We start from the raw sequence: 20855 nt of genomic DNA, 5'->3' as shown, positions 1-20855 counted from the left end.
GGCGAGCGGGCTTGTACCTGTCGCGGTTTCTCTAGAACTGGAAGTTCGTCAACCACCGCTGCCGTCGCCGTCGAAGCCCGAGACGAGCGTCGCCACCCACTGCGCCGGGTCGGGGTCGTGGCGCACCTCGACGGTCTCGACCCACTTCACCCACTGGAAGCCGCGACGGCCCGGCGCGACGAGTCTGCACGGGAAGCCGTGGCCGTGGCTCAGCCGCTCGCCGTCGACGTGCGTCGCGAGCAGCGCGTCGCGGGCCTCCGCGACGGGGAGGCTCCACCGGTAGCCCGTCACCGACCGGAGCCTGACGTAGCCCGCGTCGGGATCGGCCCCGGCGGCGTCGAGCAGGTCGCCAACGCGGACCCCGCGCCAGTCGTGCGCTGAGTACCAGCCGCTCGTGCAGTCGAGCAGTGCGCGCTCGTCGGCGCTGGCGGCCGGGGCGTCGCCGTCGCGTTCGGGTTCGAGCAGGGCGGCCTCGGGGAGCGACAACTCCTCCGCCACCGCACCGCGTACGTCGAGTCTCCACGAACCCGCGTCCACCGGCTCCGGGTCGTCCGCGACCCACGAGGTGACCGGGAACGCGTTGCCCTCGTCGCTGCCTTCCTCGCGCGAGCCCGTGAACCGACGGCCCGGGACGAGGTCACCAGCCACGGACTGCTTCAGCCGCCAGGCCGCCGCGCCGCCGACGAGCAGCCCGCCGACCCGCAGCGCCTGCCGTCGCTCGGTCACGGTCTCGCGGTCGGGCAGCCGGAACCGGGCCGCGAGGTGGACGAGGAGGACGGGCAGGACGAGCGCCCCGAGGTAGCCGTGGAGAACGAGCAGCGTCACCCCAGGGACCGGCGAGTCCGCGCCCAGCGTCCACGCCACACCCGTCACGAGCGCGGCCACGGCGAGCACCGAGAGCAACACGCTCACCGCGACGGTCCGGCTCCACCTGCCCACGACGCGCCGCCAGACACGCCGGAACTTGAACCCCAGCAGGACGACCAGCGTCACCCCGACGACGCCGTGGACGACGAACACCCAGCCGTCGTCGGGTCGCGCGGTCAGGCTCAACAGCCCCGTCGCGCCCGCCACGAGCACCGACGCGAGGATGCCCGCGTCGACCACCCGGGGCGACGGTTCGAACGGGAGACGCCGCATACCTGCGCGTTGGGACCCGAAGCGTAAGAGCGCTCGTGTCGGCCCACTGCGATAGCGGCCGAACCGTCCGGCAGTGTCCGGAGACGCAACGCCGGCGCGGTCGCCGGAACGCGGTGTTCGACGCCACCGTGCTGGACCACCGGTTTCGAACATCGCAGCCGCCGCTCGGCCTTCGTCCGGACTCACCGAACACGACCAAGTCGAAGATCGACGGCAGAAGCGCGGAGAGTCAGTCCACGAGGCCGAGCGCGTCCTCGATGCGCCCGAGCTCGGGGCCGGTGGTGTCCTCGCCGGCGACGTAGCCGTAGTCGTTGACGACGAGGCCGGAGCCGACGAGCGGCGCGCCGTAGTTGACGGTGCCGACGTCGGCCGGGACGCCGAGCAGCTCCTCGAGCGCGTCGAGCTCCGCGTCGGTCGACTTGGGGTGACAGAGCACGCCCCTGTTCGTCGCGACGGCGGCGGTGCCGACGGTGCGGACGCCCGCGAGGTCGCCGCGCTCGACGGGCACCTCGAGGGTGTCCTCGACGACGGCGACGGCCTCGTCCGAGAGGTCCGGGTGGACGTACGCGCCGGTGTCGTTGGCGAGGATGATGTTGCCGGCGGCGTTGTGCCGACCGGGGAGCTCGCCGAGCGTGCCGTCGATGGCGTCCGCGATCCGCTCGCGCTCGTTGTCGCGGATGCGACTCGTCACGACCAGACCGTTGGAGTTACCGGCCGCGAGCGCACCGACGGTCGAGGAGCCGGCGACGTTCGTGGGGATGGCCGGCACCTCGAGCTCGTCGGCGAGCTCCGACTGTTGGGACTCGTCGAGGTCGGGACGACACAGCAGACAGGTGTCGGTGGCCCGCGCGAACACGCCGACGTAGGGAGACCCGGCGAACGCGGTCCGTAGCACGGCTTCGTTACTCCGCGTGTTCGGCTTCCACGATCGACTCGCCGTCCTCGTCGAAGCGGGCGGCGCGAACGCGGAGCTTGCTCGGGGGCTTCTTCCGACCGCGCGACCAGACCGCCTCGTTGATGGAGGGGTCGAGGCGCACGGCGTCGCCGTCGACGCTGAAGTGCTGTGCGAGGTGGTCCCGGATGAGGGACATCGCCTTGTCGGCGCGCTTGTGCTTCGCCTCCGCGTTCACGTCGCGGAGCGGCACGGTCATGACGCGCTCCTCGAAGTCGTTCGCGCTCATTATTCGTCGGTGTCGTTACGCCGCCAGTTCCGGCGCTTGTAGTTGCGCTGGGTCTCCATGTCGGTCTTCAGCATGACCCACGCGGGCACCCGGCTGTTCTGTCGCTCGAGCTTGGCGAGGCGCTTTTTCTTCGCCTTCGACTTCTTACCCATAGTGCCCGCAGATACCCCGTCCGCGTTTATAGTGTTGTTCTTTTCGAGCCGCCACGCGGGGCCGAACCGGTCGGGGCGTCCGCCGGAGCGGCGGGGCGGACGGGCTAGAGCGGGAACCGCGCGACCGTCCCGTACTCCGGCCCGTCGTCGGTCAGCGTGCTCTCGGTCAGGTGGACCTCGTCGACGCGCATCGAGCCGGCCGACGGGTCGGTCTCGCGGACCAGCTCCTGCACCCGCTCCTTGCCGCCCGCGTGGCGCATCCGCCCGAGGGTGACGTGCGGCGTGAACGCGTGGTCCTCCGGCGAGAAGCCGATGGCCGTCGTCTCGGCCTCGATGCCCTCGTGGAGCGTGGTGAGTTCCGCCGCGCCGTCGCGGAGCCCGAGCCAGACGACGTTGATGTAGTCGAGCGAGGGGAAGACGCCGAGCCCGCCGAACGTCGCCTCGAACGGCCCGACTGCTGCCCGGTCGACCCCCGCGGCGACGGCGTCCTCGACCCGGCCGAGGCGTGCCTCGCTCACCTCCCCGAGGAACTTGAGCGTGACGTGGACGCTGCCAGGGTCCGTCCGGTCCAGTCCGCTGGTGTCGGCGAACCGCTCCTGCACCGACGCCACGTCGTCGGCGAGGTCCGGGGGGAGGTCGACACTGACGAACAGTCGCATGGCCCACCAGATGCCCGACTGCGACTTGAAACTATCTTCCGTTCAATCGCAAGCAGAAGGCGGGTTCAGCCCCGGTCTGCACGTCGCAACCCTTACCCGTCCGGACCGCCAACCGCGGTGTATGACCGACGAGGAGCGAAAGCACGAGTTCTCCGAGGGTCAGGGCTTCTCCGACCCGTACGAGGGCTTCGACCTCGACCCCCCAGAGCTGGGCGTCGACCCGAGCAAGGTCGACCCCGTCGACTCCCGCGTCGTCACCGACATGCTCGACCGGGAGAACCTCGACAGCGGCAACGTCGACGCCGACGCGCTCATCGACATCGGCCTGAACTACATGGGCATCAACCGCCACGAGCAGGCCGCCGACGCGTTCGAGCGTGCCGCCCGTTTCGCCGACGACGAGCTCGTCGCACAGGAGGGCTGGGTGAACAAGGGCGTCGCCCACGCCGAGATGGAGGAGTGGGACGCCGCCATCGGCGCGTACCGCGAGGCGCTGCACATCGACGACGACTCCGAGCACGCCGCCTCCGCCGAGACGAACCTCGCCTACGCGCTCTGGGAGTCCGGCGACGTCTCGATGGCGCTCGAACACGCCGAGCGGGCCGTCGAGCTCGACTCGCGGTTCGCCCAGGCGTGGTACAACCGCGGGTTCTTCCTGCTCGAGCGCGGGCTCGCCGAGGACGCGCTGAACGCGCTCGACAACGCCATCCGCCTCGGCATGCGTAACGCCGACGTACTCGAGGAGAAGGCGCGCGCGCTGGAGGAGCTGGACAGACACCAGGAGGCCGAGGAGGTCGCCGAGGAGGCCGAGGCCATCCGGCGGCAGCAGGAGCAGGAACTCGTCGACGGATGATACTCAACGAGCGACGAACCGAGGAGGGACTGCTCGTCTCCGTCTGCGACCCGGACGTGCTCGGCGAGACGTTCGAGGACGGCGACCTCTCGCTGACGGTGACCGAGGAGTTCTACGCGGGCGACGAGGTCGACGAGGACGCCGTCGTCGACAGCCTGCGCCGGGCCAGCGTCGCCAACATCGTCGGCGAGCGCGCCGTGACGGTGGCCATCGACGCCGGCATCGTCGAGGAGGCGAACGTGCTGGCCATCGAGGACACGCTGCACGCGCAGTTGCTGCGGCTCGGGTAGGCCGACGCTTCTCGTCGTCCCGACCATGGACGGCCAACCACCACAGGTAGCATCGGCTTACCCGACCGCCGGTCGGCTAGGACGCCCGTGCCCCGCGCGAACATCCCGCACAGCCACGCAACGCGGGCCGCTAGGGGAAACGTTAACCCCGCCGAAGTGGTTCCGTCCGCCATGAAGGTTCTCGTAACGGACCCCATCGCGGACGCGGGTCTGGACGTGCTCCGCGACGCGGGGCACGAGGTCGAGACGGCGTACGAGGTCTCCGGCGACGACCTGCTGGAGGCAGTGAGTGATGCGAACGCACTCGTCGTCCGCTCCGGAACGGAGGTCACCGAGGCCGTCTTCGAGGCGGCCCCCGAGCTCGTCATCGTCGGGCGGGCCGGCATCGGCGTCGACAACATCGACATCGACGCCGCGACCGACCACGGCGTCATCGTCGCGAACGCACCCGAGGGCAACGTCCGCGCGGCCGCCGAGCACACGGTCGCGATGGCGTTCGCCACGGCGCGCTCCATCCCGCAGGCGCACATCCGGCTGAAGGGCGGCGACTGGGCGAAGGGCGACTACCTCGGCACCGAGGTCAACGGCAAGACACTCGGCGTCGTCGGCCTCGGCCGCGTCGGCCAGGAGGTCGCCAAGAAGTGCGCCTCGCTCGGCATGGACATCGTCGCGTTCGACCCGTACATCTCCGAGGAGCGCGCCGACCAGCTCGGGGCCGAGCTCGTCGACCTCGACGGCTGTCTCGACCGCGCCGACTTCCTCACGGTCCACGTCCCGCTGACCGACGAGACGGCGGGCATGATCGGCGAGCGCGAGCTCGCCCAACTCGAGGGCGGCTACGTCGTCAACTGCGCCCGCGGCGGCGTCGTCGACGAGACGGCGCTGGCCGAGGCGGTCGAGGACGGCGTGCTCGCCGGCGCGGCCGTCGACGTGTTCGCCGAGGAGCCCGTGAGCCAGGACAACCCGCTGCTCGCCGTCGAGGACGTGGTCGTCACGCCCCACCTCGGGGCGAGCACGGAGGCCGCACAGGAGAACGTCGCGACCTCGACGGCCGAGCAGGTCGTCGCCGCGTTCGCCGGCGAACCCGTGATGAACGCGCTGAACGCGCCCTCCATCGACGAGACGGCGTTCCCGCGCGTCCAGCCCTACGTCGAACTCGCCGAGACCGCCGGCAAGGTCGCCGCACAGCTGCTCGACGACCGCATCTCGAACGTCGAGGTCGTCTACCAGGGCGAGATCGCCGAGGAGGACGTCGACTTCGTCACCGCCAGCGCGCTCAAGGGCGTCTTCGAACCGCTGGAGTGGCAGGTCAACGCCGTCAACGCCCCCCGGATCGCCGAGGAGCGCGGCGTCGACGTCACCGAGTCGAAGACCCGTTCGGCCGAGGACTTCCAGAGCCTCGTCACCGTGAAGGTCGCCGACGGCGACCGCGAGGTCTCGGTCTGTGGCACCCTGTTCGCGGGCGACGACCCGCGCATCGTCCGCGTCGACGGCTACCGCGTCGACGCCATCCCGCACGGGCGCATGGTCGTGGCACGCAACGCCGACGAGCCCGGCGTCATCGGCCTCATCGGGAGCGTCATGGGCGACTACGGCGTGAACATCGCCGGGATGTTCAACGCCCGCGAGACCATCGGCGGCGAGGCGCTGACCGTCTACAACGTCGACGGCGAGGTGCCCGAGGAAGCCATGGAGAAGCTGCTCGCCGACGGGCGCATCATCGAGGTGCGCCAGATCGTCCTCGACGACGACTGATCCGTCAGGGGTCCGACCACACAGGCGGCCGTTACGGTTAACCCACCATGGACTGTCAGGGTTGCTATAAGGCGAGCAGACATGGCTCTCTCAGACATCCCGGTAGTGGCGACGCTGCCGTCCGACGGCGACGACGACGACCCGACCCGTAACACCACTCCGGCGACCACACGGAGGCCGTGACGTGCCGACCGGGGCCCGCAGACGGCTCTCGACGCTGTTCCTCTGCCTCCTCGTCCTCGGCTCCGTCGGCGCAGGAGCCGGTACGGGGACAGCCGCGACACCGCCGTCGGTCTCCTACGGCAGTGCGTCCGTCACACCGACGACACTCGACGCGGGTAGCGCGGTGAACGCGAGCGTCGTCGTCAGCAACACCGGCGACAGTGTGGGCGTCTACAACGTCTCCGTCTCCGTCGACGGCACGGTCGAGCAGTGGACGAACGGTACCATCGGTGCCGGCGTCACCCGGACGGTGACCGTCACCGAGACGCTCTGGGAGACCGGCGACCGGACGGTCACCGTCGCGGGCGGGGGCGCGAGCGCGACCGAGACGGTGACGGTGCGGGCGGCGAACCCGACGTACCACGGCGGCCCGGAGAACCTCGGGCACTACCCGGACCAGTACGGCCCGACCAGCGAACCCGTGGAAGCGTGGAGCGTCTCGGACGGCACGCCCCATGTGATGCAGCCGACCATCGTGGACGGGACGCTCTACACGGCGTTCCACGACGGCGGGAAGCTGTACGCACTCGACCCCGAGACCGGCGAGGAGCACTGGAACGCCACGCCCGGAGGTGGCTCGGGCTCGACGTGGACGACGCCCGCCTACGCGAATGGCGTTCTCTACCTCGGCAGCAACGACTACAAGCTCCACGCCATCGACGCCGACACCGGCGATGAGCTGTGGAACTACTCGACGCAGACGAACGTCCGGTCCGCGCCGGCGGTCGTCGATGGTGTCGTCTACTTCGGGAGCAACGACGGCAACGTGACGGCGGTGAACGCGACGACCGGCGAGGAGCTGTGGTACTACACCATGTACCAGCCCGTCCTCGTCGAGTCGAACCCCGCGGTCGTCGACGGCGTCGTCTACGTCGGTGCCTACGACGCCAACGTCACCGCGCTGGACGCGGAGACCGGGCAGGTACGCTGGCGGTACACCCTCCGCGACGAGAGCCAGTCCGACCCGACGGTCGCCCAGGACACGGTGTACATCGGGAGCGACAGTACGATGGGTGAGACGTCGGGCGTCGGTGCCGTCCACGCGCTGAACGCCACCGACGGAACCGAACGCTGGCACTACAACGTGAGCGGCGACGTGGATGCCGGTCAGGTGTACGCCGACGGCGTCGTCTACGCGGGCAGCCGCGGCGGCGACCTCGTCGCGCTGGACGCGACGACCGGACAGCGGATCTGGAACGTCACCGGCTCCGACTTCCGTGGCGCGCCGGTCGTCGCGGGTGACGTCCTGTACATCTCGGACTTCGGCAACCAGACCGTTCACGCGTTCGACGCGACCGACGGCACCGAGCTCTGGCAGTACGACTCGCCGACGGGGTACACCTACCCGACGGTGCTCGCCTGGAACGGCTTCCTCTACTACGGCTCCGGAAGCCACTTCTACGCGCTCGAACAGCCCGCACCGGCCATCACGAACGTGGCCGTCACGAACCCGTCGGGACAGGACGTACAGGTCGCGTTCGACTCGGACAGCCAGCTGGTGAACATCTCGGTGTCCATCTCGGGCGCGGGGAGTGCGACGCTGACCGGGAGCGACTTCACTGAGACCGGGAGTGTGGGGAGCTACACGTACACCGCGACGTACGCGGGCGGCAGCGACGGCACGTACACCGCGACCGTCGACACCGCCGAGGACTCGGACGCGAAGGACGGCGGCGACGGCGAATCGGACAGCGTCACCGTCGACACGACCGCGCCGACGGTCTCCGGGTACACGGTCTCGAACCCCGCCGGACAGGACGTGACCGTCTCGTTCAACGCAAGCGAACAGCTCGGGACCGTCGAAGCCACCGTCTCCGGCGCGGAGTCCGCCACGCTCACCCTCGGCGACTTCACCGAGACGGACAACGGCGGCAGCTACACCTACACCGCGACGTACGCGGGCAGCAGCGACGGCGAGTACACCGTCGGACTCGACACCGCCGAGGACACCAGCGGCAACGACGGCGCGGGCGGCGAGTCCGCCAGCGTCGACGTGGACACGACCGCGCCGACCATCTCGGACTACCTGGTGTCGAACCCGTCCGGGTCGGACGTGCAGGTCAGCTTCGACGCGAGCGAGCAGCTCGTGACGGTCGACGGGACGGTCTCCGGCACCGAATCCGCCTCGCTCTCGACGGGCGACTTCACCGAGACCGACAACGGCGACGGTACCTACGAGTACACCACCACCTACGCCGGCGGCAGCGACGGGAGCTACACGGTGACGCTCGACCACGCGAACGACTCCGTCGGCCTCGACGGCGCGGGCGGCGAGTCCGCCAGCGTCACCGTCGACACCGTCGCACCCACCATCTCGAACATCACCGTGACGAATCCCGACGCCCAGAACGTGACGGTGTCGTTCCAGTCGAACGAGCAGCTCGGGACGATGCTGGTCGGCATCGACGGCGCGGAGTTCGCCAGCCTCTCCCTGGCCAACTTCACCGAGAGCGGCAGCGGGCCGTACACCTACACCGCGACGTACGAGGGCGGAAGCGACGGCAACTACGGGGCGACCGTCTACAGCGCGACCGACGCCGCCGGCAACGACGGCGCGAGGGGCCAGTCCGCGAGCGTGCCAGTCGGCACCGCCGTCGTCTCCTCGTCAGTCGAGCACGTCGCTGGTACCGAGCCCGACATGGCGAACGTCACGCTCGACTCGTGGTTCGCCGGCGGGCTGCTGCAGGTGCAGGCGAAGAACGCCACCGCCGACTTCGGCGACTTCGACACCGGGCCGGACTACGAGCTCGCCGGCCTCGGAGCGGACGAGACGACCGTCATCCGGGCGACGGTCACGGTCCAGAACACCACGCCGCGGGTGCTCATCGGGAGCGCGCACGACGCGACGTGGACCCGGACGAACAACGGCAACGGTACGTGGACCGTCGTCATCGAGGGCAGCCCCGCCGCGGTCGACTCCTACTTCGAGGCCGACGGCTCCAGCCCGAGCAGCTGGCCGGGGACCATCCGGGCCAACGAGTCACAGGACGCCGCCTGGACGTTCGCGGTCGACGACCTCTCGACGATGTCCACGACCCACCGCGAGCGGCTCAACGGCTCGATCATGACCACCGACGCCCAGGAGTTCGGCAGTCCGCGGTACGACGACTCCGGGCCGAACGACCGGATCGGGCTCCACGTGAAGGGACCGCACTTCGCCGAGGACGGGACGAACAACACCGGCTTCTTCGAGGCGTACCTCCCGCAGGCGCTCCTCGACGACTGGGGCGTCAACGCGACCGAGCTCGCCGGTGAGCTCAACGGAGTCAGCCGGAACACGACGGTCACCGCCGTTCAGGGCGGTGGCGTCCGCGTCGACTTCGGCATCCACTACTCCGCGGCCGACGCCGCCATTACGGTCGACACGACCGCGCCGACCGCGGTGGCCGGCTCCAACGTGACCGTCGAGGAGGGGACCGCCGTGAGCTTCGACGGCTCCGGCTCGACCGACAACGTCCACGTCGCCAGCCACGAGTGGGCGTTCGGCGACGGCACGAACGCGACCGGCGAGACGGTCCAGCACACCTACGGCGCGCCCGGGACATACACCGCGACGCTCACCGTCACCGACGGCGGCGGTGCGACGGACACCGCCACCGTGAACGTCACCGTCGAGCGTGCGAGCAGGAGTGGCGGTGGCAGGGCGACGGTCGACGAGGGGGACGACAACACGGACGACACCGCCGACGACGGCGACACCATCGTCACCGTCGACGGCGGGGGCGAGACCGACGAGCCGACCACGACCGGGGGGAACGACCGCCTGAACGTGACCGTCCGGAACGCCAGGGCGAACGAGACCGTCGGCATCGAACTCGTCGACGACGGCGACGACGACGGGCAGTCCGAAATCGGTGCCGAGCAGCCCAACGTCTCCGTGACGGGTCTCGGGATGAACGTCACCCGCGACGGCGACTTCACCCTGAACGTCACCACCGTGGAGCTGCCACCCGCGGCCGCCCCGTCCATCGACGACAGGGGGTCGGTCCACGAGCCGGAGCGCCTGGCCGACGGCGACCGCCGGTTCGTCGAGTCGACGGGCGCACGGCCGGTCGGCTACGTCACCGTCGAGCACACCATCAGTGACGACGACGTCGACGACGTCGGCTTCACCTTCGAGGTGTCGAAGCGGTACCTCGACGACCGCGGCGTCGACAGCAACTCGCTGGCGCTCTACCGCGACGAGACGACCCGCTGGAACCAGCTCCCGACGACGGTCGTCGGCGAGACGGAGAGCCACTACCGGTTCGAGGCCGACTCGCCCGGCCTCTCGCGGTTCGCCATCGGCGTCGCCGAACCGGTGTTCGAGGTGTCGAGCGCCGAACTCGACACCGGGACGACGACCGTCGGCGAACCGGTGACGCTCTCGGTCGCGGTGGAGAACATCGGGAACGCCGCCGGGACGGTCACCGTGCCGATCACGGTCGACGGCGACCGCGTCGCGACCCGGACGGTCGACGTGGACGCACGCTCCGCGACGACGCTGACGGTCGAACTCGCCCCGTCGGAGGCCGGCACCCACGAGGTCGTCGTCGACGGCGAGCCCGTCGGGGCGCTGGTCGTCGAGCAGGAGTCGACCACGCAGCCGCCGACCACCGCCGTGCAGACGACGCCACCGACGACCGTCGCGGACACGACCGCACCGACCGACGAGGCACCCGCAGACGGTGGGAGCGGGCTCCCGGCCCTGCCCGCCCTCGGGCTGGCGGCCGCGCTGCTCGCGTTCGTCGCACTCGGTACGTGGCGGCGGGAGTGAGAGGGACGGGAACCACGGCCCCGGACGGGACACCGTTCGTTGCGGCTCGAAGGCTACAGCGACAGGACGTGCCTGAGCCGGCCGACGAGCGTCCACCCGCCGTCGGTCCGGAGCTCGCGGTCCTCGTCGGCGTCGTGGGCCGCGAGCGCGGTCTCGTACTGCTCCCGCATCGCGCTCACCTGTGCCTCGCGAGCCGCGAGGTCCCGTTCGAGCAGCGCCACGCTCGCACGCAACGCGGCGGGGTCTGTCCGGGTGCCGTCGCTTGCGTCGCTCGGTTCCTCCCCCAGCTGGGTCGTCGTCAGGTCGGGTTGGGCGTTTCGGGACACGGACCGTATGCTACGGCGACACACTACAAAAATCGGCGGCAGACTCCCGAACGACGGCCGTCTGACTGGCCGGTGGAAGTGGTCGCGTTCAGCGCCCGAGGTGTTCGAGCACGCCCGCCGTGTCGCCCGGAACTGGCTCGGGGGCGGCACCGGCCGCGGCGGCCGCATCGGGGTCCTTCAGCAGGTGACCGGTGGTGAGGCAGACGACGCGCTCGTCGTCGCTCACGTCGCCGCGCTCGCGGAGCTTGCGGAGCCCGGCGAGGCTCGCGGCGGAGGCGGGTTCGACGCCGACGCCCTCGCCCGCGAGGTCGCGCTGGGCCTGCGTGATGGCGTCGTCCTCGACGGCGACGGCGGTCCCGCCGGTCTCGCGGATGCCGGGCAGGGCCTTCGGCGCGTTGACCGGGTTGCCGATCCGGATGGCGGTCGCGACGGTCTCGACCTCGTCCCAGCGGCGCGTCTCGTCGTTCCCCTCCTCGATGGCCTCGACCATCGGGGCCGCGCCGGCGGCCTGCACGCCGGTCAGCTTCGGCACCTCGTCGCGGGCCATCGCGCCGGCCTGCACGAGCTCGCGGAAGCACTTGTACAGCGCCGCGGTGTTGCCGGCGTTGCCGACGGGCAGGACGATGCGGTCGGGGTACTCGCCGTAGTCCTCGCGGTGGGCCTCGAGGATCTCCAGCCCGATGGTCTTCTGTCCCTCGAGTCTGAAGGGGTTCAGCGAGTTGAGCAGGTACGCCTCGCCCCGCTCCGCGAGGTCCTGCACGATGTCGAGGCAGGTGTCGAAGTTGCCGTCCACCTCGAGGATGCGCGCGCCGTGGAGGCTGGCCTGTGCGACCTTCCCGGCGGCGACCTTGCCCGCGGGCAGCAGGACGAGCGTCTCCAGCCCGGCGCGTGCGCCGTAGGCCGCGAGCGCGGCGGAGGTGTTGCCCGTCGAGGCGCAGGCGAGGCGACCGACCCCCAGCTCCTCGGCGGTCCGCACGCCGACGGTCATCCCGCGGTCCTTGAACGAGCCGGTCGGGTTCATCCCCTCGTGCTTCACCCGGAGGCTCTCGACGCCGACCTCGTCCTCCAGCCGGGGGACGCGGTGGAACTGGGTGTCGCCCTCGGGGAGGGAGACGCCCTCCTCGAAGGGGAGCGCGGCCGAGTAGCGCCAGACGCCGCGGCCGGAGAACTCGTCCCAGGTGGGCAGGTCGTCGTACCGGACCTCCAGCAGCGACCCGCAGTCGCAGGTGTACCGGACGGACTCGAACGGCGCGTAGGCGTCACCACAGTCGATGCATTCGAGCCAGACGCCGTCGACGGCGGCCGTCGGAGCCGCGGGCGTCTCGGCCGAGAGCGAGAGCGAACTCATTGTCGGGGGGTGGCGCTGCGCGGGGAAAAAGACGCAGGTTCGTGCGAAGTGATGCCGACGTCGCGGCCTCAGGCCTCGCCGTCGAACGTCTCGATGACGCCGTGGACGTGCTCGGTCCACTCGTCGAGCGCGGTGTGGAGCATCCCCTTGGCCTCGGGTAGTTCGACACCGGTGTACTGGTAGACGTAGCCGCCGGAGTCGAGCAGTCGACGCTCCCGCTCGACGAGCCCGCGTTCGAGCAGCGTCGAGAGCGACCGGTTGACGTTGCTGCGGTCGCGCTCGAGCTGGTTCGCGAGCTCCTCGACGGTGCTGCCGGGCTGGTCGAGCAGCGTCAGGTACGTCCGCGTCTCGTGTTCGTGGATACCGAAGACACAGCTCATCACCTGCCGGAACCCCGGCTCGGGCTGTTCGAGCAGGTCGCCGAGGTCGTCGGGGGAGGCGTCGCTCATGGGCGAACGCACGGCGGGTGTGACCTAAAGGCTACCCACCGCGGCATCCCCGACGCGGCTACTCCTCCCGCGTCGGCGCGTACCCCTGGTTCTCGATGCACTGGCGCATCTCGTCCTCCGTCTCGTGTTTGTGCAGCGTCGTCGGGGTGTCGCAGTAGAAGATGGTCCCGTCGTGTCTGAGAGTCACCTCGTGGTCCGACCCGAGCAGTTCGGTGACGATGCGGACGCGGCGTCCCTCGCGGAGGGCGGTGAGTATCTCGTCGGCTTCGAGCTCACCGGCCCGGACGCGGAGCGGCTCTGTCATCGTCTACATCTGCTCGCTTCGGCCCCTTCGCTCTTTTCCCCTACTTCAACATTGTGGCCGAATGCGGTCGTCGCGCCAGTCCGAGATACGGCTATGCTACCAAACGGCATCCTCTCCGGTATGGCATCCGAGACAACCACCGAGACGATAGTCGGACGGAACACACGAATGGAACCGTGGCAGGGCGGCGTCGTCGGCGGGCTCGTCGGCGGTGCGGCCATGGGCGTCATGCTCACGATGCAGATGACGCCCGTCATCGAGAACGCCATCCCCGCGATGTACGGTCTCTCCGGCGGTGCGGCCGGCTGGGTGATCCACATGGTCCACGCGGCCATCCTCGGCGTCGGCTTCGCCGCCGTGGCACAGCAGGTCGAGCTCGACTCGCTCGTGCCGAGCGTCGGTGTCGGGCTCGCCTACGGTGTCGTCCTGTGGGCCGTGCTGGCGGTGCTGGTGATGCCGGTGTGGCTCGGGGCCGTCGGCTTCGCCGGGGCACCGGCGCTCCCGAACGTGAACGTCCAGAGCCTCGTCGGGCACCTCGTCTACGGCGGCGTGCTCGGACTGGTGTACCCGTTCGTCACGTTCGCGGACTGACGGCGGTGCGTCCCCGGCACACGACCGGGCGAGAACTTTTGTTGCCGAAGTGAACTGTGAGCCATGTCGACTACGACCGACGTGAGCGACGATGTCGACAGGACCGACAGCCTCCTCCTCCGGGCGGGAGCCGCCGGACTGCTCGCCGGCGTCGCCTTCGGACTGCTCATCCAGTTCCGGCTGCAGCGCATGACCGCCATCGGAGCGATGTACACGCTCGGCGATCCGAGCCTGACCGTCGGGTGGGTCGCACACATCCTCCACAGCGTCGTCTTCGGCGCACTGTTCGGCCTCCTCGTCGACCGGCCACCGCTCCGACAGCACGTCTGGAAGTACCACGGCGGTGTCGGCCTCGCCCTCGCCTACGCGGTGGCGCTCTGGGCGGTGAACATCGTCTTCCTCTGGCCGCTGTGGCTCAACGGCGTCGGTTTCGGGGCCGACCTCCCGCTCCCGAACCTCGCGAGGATGCCGCTGGTGGGCCACGTCGTCTACGGCCTGCTGCTCGGGCTGTTCCTGGCGGCGTTCGCCCGCCTCGCCGGCGAGGGTGCGGTCGACGCGCCGTAGCTACCCGACGAGCGTCGCGAGCAGCGCCTTCTGGGCGTGCATCCGGTTCTCCGCCTGCTGCCAGACGACCGAGCGCTCGCTCTCGATGGTGTCGTCGGTTATCTCCTGGCCGCGGACCGCCGGGAGACAGTGCATCACCTTCGCGTCGGTGCCCGCGAGCAGCGCCGAATCGAGGGTGAAGCCGTCGAAGTCGTCGACCTTCGCGTCGTCCTCGCCCATGCTCACCCAGACGTCGGTGTAGACCACGTCGGCGTCGGCGACCGCGGCCTCCGGGTCGGTCGTCACCGTCGGTGCCGACCCCGCCTCGGCCGCCGCGTCGAGCACCTCGTCGTCCAGCCCGTGGCCGTCGGGACAGGCGACGGTGAGGTCGATGCCGACCATCGCACAGCCGACGGCGAACGAGCTGGCGACGTTGTTGCCGTCGCCGACCCAGGCAGCCGTCACGTCCTCGAAGCCGCCGAACAGCTCCTGGATGGTCAGCAGGTCGGCGAGCGTCTGGCACGGGTGCGCGTCGTCGGTCAGGCCGTTGACGACGGGCACCTCGGCGTACGCCGCGAGCTCGGTCAGGTCGTCGTGGTCGAACACGCGGGCCATGATGGCGTCGACGTAGCCAGAGAGCGCGCGGGCGGTGTCCTTCACCGGCTCGCCCCGGTCGAGCTGTGTGTCCTCCGGACCGAGGAAGACGGCGTGGCCGCCGAGCTGGGTCATCCCCGTCTCGAAGGAGACGCGGGTGCGCGTCGAGGGCTTCTCGAACAGCATCGCGAGCGTCTTGCCCCCGAGGTCGCCGTGTGACTCGCCGTTCTCGACGGCGGCCTTGTACTCGGCCGCGAGATCGAGGACGGACTGGAGCTCGGCCGCCGACAGGTCGTCGACGGTGAGGAAGTGCTTCGGTGGCTGTGCTGGGTTCGTGGATGTCACGTCGGTGTGTGTGCTCATTGCAGGTCGTCGCAGACGGTCTCGAGGACCGCGATGGCGCGGTCGTACTCGGGCAGTGCGAGGCGTTCGTCCGGGGCGTGGTCGAGTGCGGAGTCACCCGGGCCGTAGGTGGCCATCGGGCAGTCCCACGCGCCGGCGAACAGGTTCACGTCGGCCGTTCCGGTCTTCTTGAGGAGGCGAGGGGAGCCCCCTCGCTCTCGGATGCCGACGCGGAACGCGCGCCCGACCTCGCTGCGCGGGCTGTCGAGCACGGGCGGGATGGCGTCGCGCCACTCGATTGTACCCGCGCCGTCGGCGAGTTCTGCCTCGACCGTCTCGCGTATCCCGGCCGCGCTGCTGCCCGGCGGGATGCGGAACTGCACCGACATCTCCGCTGCGACGGACAGCCCGTCGTCGGCGACGCCGCCGGAGACGTCGACCGGCTTGGCCGTCACCGACTCGAAGACGGCGTCGTCGCCTGACTCGAACGCGCGTTCGACCCGGTTCCACCACGACATCGCGTGCTGGATGGCGTTCGCTTCCGGGCGCGAGCTGTGGCCCGCCTCGGTCTCGGCGCGGTAGGTCCCGGCGAGGAAGCCGCGGTAGCCGAGCGTCACGGCGTCCCAGCCCGAGGGCTCACCGTTGACGACCGCGTCGGGTGCCTCGCGGTCGGCGACCAGGTGGCGCGCGCCGCGGGAGTCGGTCTCCTCGCCGACGACGCCGGCGAAGGAGACGCCGGTCCGCACCGCCGCGACGGCCATCGCACAGAGCGGGCCGGTCGCGTCGACGCTGCCCCGACCCCGGAGGACGGCGGCATTCTGGGGTGCCTCGTCGCCGCCTCCCCACGGGATAGGGTCCTCGGTGTCGCCGGCGCTGGGGGTCTCGATACCGACGGGCACGTCTCCCGGAACGGTGTCGACGTGCGAGGTCAGCAGCACCGAATCGTCGCCGGGTGCCCGGACGTTGCCCACGTCGTCCAGCCACGCCCTGCGGCCGTGGTCCAGCAGGAAGTCGCGCAGGTGCTCGGCGGCCGCGTGCTCCTCGCCCGACGGCGAGGGGATGGCGACCATGGATTCGAGCAGGTCCCGCGCGGCGGCGTCGGAGACCGTCCCGCCGTCGGCCACGGCCGCGTCGCTCACGCCTCCGTCACCTCCAGCGTGGCCTCGAGCGCCGCGACGACCTGGTCGGCGTGCTCCCGGGTCATCGTCAGCGGCGGGAGCAGACGCACGACGGTCCGGCCCGCCGGGAGCGCGAGGATCCCGTGCTCGATGGCGAGGTCGCGCAGGACGCGGTTCGCGCCGCGTCCGACCTCGATACCGACGAGCAGCCCCTCGCCGCGCACGTCACGCACCGGCAGGTCCGAGAGCTGGTCGACGAGGGAGTCGCCCACCGCCGCGGCGTTGCCGGGCAGGTCGTCGTCGACGATGGTGTCGAGCGTCGCCGCCGCCGCCGCGGAGACGGCGGGGCCACCCGAGAACGTCGAGCCGTGCGGGCCCGATTCCTCGGCGACCCAGTCGGCACAGAGCGTCGCGCCCATCGGCAGGCCGTTGGCGAGCCCCTTCGCCGTCGTCACCACGTCGGGCGTGACGCCGGCGGCCTCGCAGGCCCAGAACGTCCCCGTCCTGCCGAGGCCGGTCTGGACCTCGTCGAAGACGAGCGCCGCGCCGTGGTCATCGGTCGCCTCGCGGGCGGCCTGCAGGAACGCCGTCGTGCTCGGGTTGACGCCGCCCTCGCCCTGGACGGGTTCGAGGATGACCGCCGCGGTGTCGTCGTCGACCGCCTCGGCGATGGCCTCGCCGTCGCCGTAGTCCACGAACTCGACGTCGTCCAGTAGCGGCTCGAACGGTTTCCGGTACTTCGGCTTCCACGTCGTCGACAGCGCGCCCATCGTCCGGCCGTGGAAGCCGCGCTTCGTCGCGACGAATTTTGTACCCTCCGTCGCGCTCCGGGCGAACTTCAGCGCCGCCTCGTTGGCCTCGGTGCCGGAGTTGCAGAGCCAGACGTTGTCCAGCCCCGGCGGCGCGACCGACGACAGCTTCTCGTACAGCTCGTCGCGGGCGCTCGTCGGGTACGAACCCTGCACGAACGTCAGGTCGGCGAGCTGTGACTGTGCGGCCTCGACGATGTCCGGGTGACCGTGGCCGGCGGGGACGCAGGCGTAGCTCGCGCCCATGTCCAGGTACTCGGTCCCCGAGTCGTCGTAGAGGTACACGTCCTCGCCGCGCTCGATGGTGATGGGCTTGCGCGAGAAGACGAAGTCGGCGGGCATCTACCGGCTCACCTCCTTCTTCTCGTCATCCAGCGCGCTCGGCAGCAGCGTCGTCCCGTCGCCCGAAAGCGCGGACTGGATGGGTGCGTCGGCGTTCGCGGTGGCGACGACGACCGACGACGCGCCGCCGGAGAGCGCCTCCTCGGCCGCGAGCACCTTCCGGGTCATGAATCCCTCCGCCGCGGTTTCGAGCGCGTCCCAGTCGGCTGCCGTCTCGACGCTGTCGATGCGCGTCGACTCGTCCTCGGGGTCCGCGTAGACGCCGGAGACGTCGGTGAGGACGACGAGGTCCGCGCCGAGTGCGCCAGCGACGGCGGCGGCGGCGCGGTCGGCGTCGGCGTTGACCGCGGTGTAGGTGCCGTCGCCCTCCGCGCCGAGCATCGGGACGGTCACGACGGGCGTGTACCCCCCGGAAAGCAGGGTGTCGAGGAGGTCGACGTTCACCGACTCGATGGTGCCGGAGTGGTCGCCGCGGCGGATCTTCTTCTTCCCGTCTTCGAGGACGCGGACGGCGGACTTGCGCGGCCCTTCGAGCAGGCCGCCGTCGACACCGGAGAGCCCGACCGCGTTCACGCCCTCGCTCTGGAGCGACTCGACGAGCCCGGTGTTGAGCTTCCCGGGCATGACCATCTGGAACACCTCGATGGTCTCTTCGTCGGTGAACCGCCCGACGACGCCGCCGGGCGTCTCGACGTACTCGGGCTCCATGCCGAGCGATTCGAGCGTCTCGTCGACCGCGGTGGAGCCGCCGTGGACGACGACGACCTGCTCGCCCGACTCGACGAGGTCGGCCACGTCGGCCAGTGCACCCTGGGGGTCGACCGCGCGTGCGCCGCCGACCTTGACGACAACCGCCATCTACGGACTCCCCACGGGGTGCAGCCCCGCGAACTCGAGTCCCGCCGTCTCGTCGAAGCCGAGCGCGACGTTGGCGGCGTGGACCGCCTGCCCGGCCGAGCCCTTCATCACGTTGTCGATGGCCGAGAACACCACGACCCGCTTGTTCCCGGGGTCGAGTTCGAACCCCACGTCGGCGTAGTTCGTGCCGGCGACGGCCTTCGGTTCGGGGTAGCGGTACGAACCCGAGCCGCCGGCGACGAGGCGGACGAACGGCTCCGCCTCGTACGCGCCGCGGTAGGCCGTCCAGAGGTCCTTCTTCGAGACGGGGCCGTCGGGGAACACGTGGCAGGTCGCGCTCGCGCCACGCACCATGTCGACGGCGTGGCAGGTGAACGAGACGGAGAGCCCGAGCCACTCCTCGATCTCGGCCTCGTGACGGTGTCCCGTCGGCGCGTACGGGCGGACGACGCCCGAGCGCTCGGCGTGGCTGGAGGCCGCGCCGCCGCCCGCGCCGCCCTCGCTGCTGCCGACCTTCACGTCCACGACGACGTGTGCGTCGTCCAGAACGCCCGCGTCGGCGAGCGGTTTCAGCCCGAGCAGCGTCGCCGTCGCGTTGCAGCCGCCGGAGGCGATGATGTCCGCATCCTGCAGGTTCTCGCGGTTCAGTTCGGGCAGCGCGTACTCGGCCACGTCAAGGTACTCGGGGGATGTGTGGCCGTCGTACCACTCGTCGTACTGTCCCTCGGTGGCGAGGCGGAAGTCCGCCGAGAGGTCGACGAGCAGGTCCGCGGCGTCGAGGTAGTCGTCGACGTACTCCATCGTGACGCCGTGGGGCGTCGCCGTGAACAGCACGTCGACCGATTCGAGGTCCGAGGGCTCCGAGAAGCGGAGTTCGCGCCCCCGGAGGTTCGGGTGGACGCCGCCGATGGACTTGCCGGCATACTCGCGGCTCGTCGCCTGCACGAGCTCGAAGTTCGGGTGGCCGTCGAGCAGGCGCAGGAGCTCCCCGCCGGCGAAGCCGGAGCCGCCGACGACGCCGGCGGTCTTCGTCTCCGCGTCCGTGTCGGCGTCGGTCGCAGCGGTGGTCCCCACTACGCCGTCACCTCCGCGGCCTCCAGTCCGGGCTCGACGACCGACTCGAGCCAGTCGACGACCTTCGCCGGCACGTCGACGGCGGTCGCGTCGTTGAGCGACTTGAACTCGACCGTGTGGTTGACCTCGTGGACGGTGTAGCCGCCCTCGTCGGTCTCCATGAGGTCGACGCCGAGCAGGCCGCCGCCGACCGCGTCGCTGGCGCGCTGGACGAGCTCGCGGACCTCGTCGTCGAGGTCGAACTCCGCCGTCTCCGCGCCCTTGGCGGCGTTCGTGAGCCAGTGGTCCGACGAGCGCGCCATCGCCGCGACGGGCTCGCCGTCGGTGGCGAGCACGCGCAGGTCGCGGTCCGGCTTGCCGACGAACTCCTGGACGTAGAACACCGAGTGCTCGTAGTGGCCGAGCGTCGCCTTGTGCTCGAGGATGGCCTCGGCGGCCGAGCGCGACTCGACCTTCGCCAGCAGCCGACCCCACGAGCCGACGACCGGCTTGAGGACGCAGGGGTAGCCGAACGACTCGATGGCGGAGAGCGCGGCGTCCGTGGTGAACGCGACCTTCGTCTCGGGCGTGGGGACGCCCGCGTTCGCGAGCGCGAGGCTCGTCTTCGCCTTGTCCGCGCAGACCTCGGCGGTCTCGGCCGCGTTGACGACCGGGATGCCGTAGGCCTCGCAGAACTGCGTCGCGTAGAGGCTCCGCGAGGTCGCCATGCAGCGGTCGAGCACCACGTCGAGCCCGTCGAACGACTCGGGCGCGTCGTGGAGGTCGAACTGCTGTTTCCGCACGTCGATCTTGACGACCTCGTGGTCGCGTTCGCGCAGTTCCGCGAGCAGGAGCTTCTCGTCCCGGCGGATGCGCGAGTAGAGCAGTCCGACCTTCACGCCGCCCACCCCGCCTCGCGGTCTCGCGTCGGGAGTGCCTGTGCCAGCCCCGTCATCCTACTCACCCCAGTCCTCGGCCAGCTCGGGTGCCACGTCCAGTGTGACGGGGTCGTCCTCGATCACTTCGAGCTCCGCGCCGCAGGTGGTACAGTCGACGATCTCTCCGGCTTCGAGGTCCGTGTGCAGGGACAGTTCTGCCCCGCATTCGACGCATTCTGTCATCACCTGTCCATCGACGCCGACATCACTTAAAGATTGCGAACCTACCAAA

At 70.5% G+C, this 20855-nt stretch carries 21 protein-coding genes and 1 pseudogene; 6 read left to right on the top strand and 16 right to left on the bottom strand.

Translation table 11 applies throughout. The features are described from left to right. Nucleotides 1-48 precede the first annotated feature (48 nt). The 5 genes from NO345_RS01995 to thpR form a co-directional block, all read right to left on the bottom strand. Nucleotides 49-1140, bottom strand: a complete 1092-nt coding sequence (locus NO345_RS01995) for a molybdopterin-dependent oxidoreductase (protein ID WP_256296053.1) — start codon at nt 1138-1140, stop codon at nt 49-51. A gap of 229 nt (nt 1141-1369) precedes the next feature. Next, the gene (locus NO345_RS01990; RefSeq protein WP_256296052.1) at nt 1370-2035 is read right to left on the bottom strand and encodes a translation initiation factor IF-6; all 666 of its coding nucleotides are present in this window, start codon (nt 2033-2035) and stop codon (nt 1370-1372) included. A 7-nt stretch (nt 2036-2042) separates the two neighbouring features. After that, complete coding sequence (locus NO345_RS01985; RefSeq protein WP_256296051.1) at nt 2043-2321, bottom strand: 50S ribosomal protein L31e; 279 nt, start codon at nt 2319-2321, stop codon at nt 2043-2045. Then, complete coding sequence (locus NO345_RS01980) at nt 2321-2473, bottom strand: 50S ribosomal protein L39e (RefSeq protein WP_089732352.1); 153 nt, start codon at nt 2471-2473, stop codon at nt 2321-2323. The genes NO345_RS01985 and NO345_RS01980 overlap by 1 nt, the downstream gene beginning before the upstream one ends. 104 nt (nt 2474-2577) lie before the next feature. After that, nucleotides 2578-3132: an RNA 2',3'-cyclic phosphodiesterase gene (thpR, locus tag NO345_RS01975; RefSeq protein WP_256296050.1), complete on the bottom strand. Its 555-nt coding sequence runs from the start codon at nt 3130-3132 to the stop codon at nt 2578-2580. Between the two features lie 121 nt (nt 3133-3253). Here thpR and NO345_RS01970 point away from each other — a divergent pair. The 4 genes and pseudogenes from NO345_RS01970 to NO345_RS01955 all read left to right on the top strand — a co-directional run. After that, a pseudogene (locus NO345_RS01970) lies at nt 3254-3979 on the top strand (tetratricopeptide repeat protein); the annotation flags it as partial. 2 nt (nt 3980-3981) lie between these two features. Beyond that, the gene (locus NO345_RS01965) at nt 3982-4275 is read left to right on the top strand and encodes a DUF424 domain-containing protein (protein ID WP_256296048.1); all 294 of its coding nucleotides are present in this window, start codon (nt 3982-3984) and stop codon (nt 4273-4275) included. Between the two features lie 171 nt (nt 4276-4446). Next, on the top strand, nt 4447-6030 hold the full coding sequence (gene serA, locus NO345_RS01960; protein ID WP_256296047.1) for a phosphoglycerate dehydrogenase: 1584 nt from the start codon (nt 4447-4449) through the stop codon (nt 6028-6030). A 184-nt stretch (nt 6031-6214) separates the two neighbouring features. After that, a complete protein-coding gene (locus NO345_RS01955) occupies nt 6215-11008 on the top strand; it encodes an outer membrane protein assembly factor BamB family protein (RefSeq protein WP_256296046.1) in 4794 nt (1597 codons plus the stop codon). 53 nt (nt 11009-11061) lie between these two features. Here NO345_RS01955 and NO345_RS01950 read toward each other — a convergent pair whose 3' ends face one another. From NO345_RS01950 to NO345_RS01935, 4 genes are all read right to left on the bottom strand, one after another. Then, nucleotides 11062-11334, bottom strand: a complete 273-nt coding sequence (locus NO345_RS01950) for a hypothetical protein (protein ID WP_256296045.1) — start codon at nt 11332-11334, stop codon at nt 11062-11064. Nucleotides 11335-11422: 88 nt separating this feature from the next. Beyond that, the gene (gene thrC, locus NO345_RS01945) at nt 11423-12682 is read right to left on the bottom strand and encodes a threonine synthase (protein ID WP_256296044.1); all 1260 of its coding nucleotides are present in this window, start codon (nt 12680-12682) and stop codon (nt 11423-11425) included. 68 nt (nt 12683-12750) lie between these two features. Continuing rightward, a complete protein-coding gene (locus NO345_RS01940) occupies nt 12751-13131 on the bottom strand; it encodes a helix-turn-helix domain-containing protein (protein WP_256296043.1) in 381 nt (126 codons plus the stop codon). Between the two features lie 58 nt (nt 13132-13189). Beyond that, entirely contained in the window at nt 13190-13435 is a 246-nt protein-coding gene (locus NO345_RS01935; RefSeq protein WP_256296042.1) for a DUF8001 family protein, read from the bottom strand. Nucleotides 13436-13555: 120 nt separating this feature from the next. Between NO345_RS01935 and NO345_RS01930 the strand changes: the two genes are divergently transcribed. Beyond that, complete coding sequence (locus tag NO345_RS01930; RefSeq protein WP_256296041.1) at nt 13556-14026, top strand: histidine kinase; 471 nt, start codon at nt 13556-13558, stop codon at nt 14024-14026. Nucleotides 14027-14089: 63 nt separating this feature from the next. Then, complete coding sequence (locus tag NO345_RS01925) at nt 14090-14590, top strand: hypothetical protein (RefSeq protein WP_256296040.1); 501 nt, start codon at nt 14090-14092, stop codon at nt 14588-14590. On the opposite strand, the gene argF is transcribed toward NO345_RS01925, so the two are convergent. The 7 genes from argF to lysW form a co-directional block, all read right to left on the bottom strand. Then, nucleotides 14591-15526 (bottom strand): ornithine carbamoyltransferase, encoded by a 936-nt coding sequence (gene argF, locus NO345_RS01920; protein WP_256296039.1) that lies wholly within the window; start codon nt 15524-15526, stop codon nt 14591-14593. Further along, the gene (locus tag NO345_RS01915; RefSeq protein ID WP_438266754.1) at nt 15523-16575 is read right to left on the bottom strand and encodes a [LysW]-lysine hydrolase; all 1053 of its coding nucleotides are present in this window, start codon (nt 16573-16575) and stop codon (nt 15523-15525) included. The genes argF and NO345_RS01915 overlap by 4 nt, the downstream gene beginning before the upstream one ends. A gap of 65 nt (nt 16576-16640) precedes the next feature. Then, nucleotides 16641-17774 (bottom strand): aspartate aminotransferase family protein, encoded by a 1134-nt coding sequence (locus tag NO345_RS01910; protein ID WP_256296037.1) that lies wholly within the window; start codon nt 17772-17774, stop codon nt 16641-16643. Further along, nucleotides 17775-18632, bottom strand: coding sequence for an acetylglutamate/acetylaminoadipate kinase (locus tag NO345_RS01905; RefSeq protein ID WP_256296036.1), 858 nt, complete (start codon nt 18630-18632; stop codon nt 17775-17777). Then, entirely contained in the window at nt 18633-19706 is a 1074-nt protein-coding gene (gene argC / locus NO345_RS01900; RefSeq protein WP_256296035.1) for an N-acetyl-gamma-glutamyl-phosphate reductase, read from the bottom strand. Beyond that, complete coding sequence (gene lysX, locus NO345_RS01895; RefSeq protein ID WP_256296034.1) at nt 19706-20584, bottom strand: lysine biosynthesis protein LysX; 879 nt, start codon at nt 20582-20584, stop codon at nt 19706-19708. Before lysX ends, argC begins: the two co-directional genes overlap by 1 nt. Before the next feature lie 57 nt (nt 20585-20641). Beyond that, entirely contained in the window at nt 20642-20806 is a 165-nt protein-coding gene (lysW, locus tag NO345_RS01890) for a lysine biosynthesis protein LysW (protein ID WP_256296033.1), read from the bottom strand. Nucleotides 20807-20855 lie beyond the last annotated feature (49 nt).

The sequence above is a fragment of the Haloarchaeobius salinus genome, assembly GCF_024464185.1.
GTDB lineage: Archaea > Halobacteriota > Halobacteria > Halobacteriales > Natrialbaceae > Haloarchaeobius > Haloarchaeobius salinus.
Note: the sequence above shows the minus strand (reverse complement) of the source record. Positions and strands in the feature narration are given on the sequence as shown.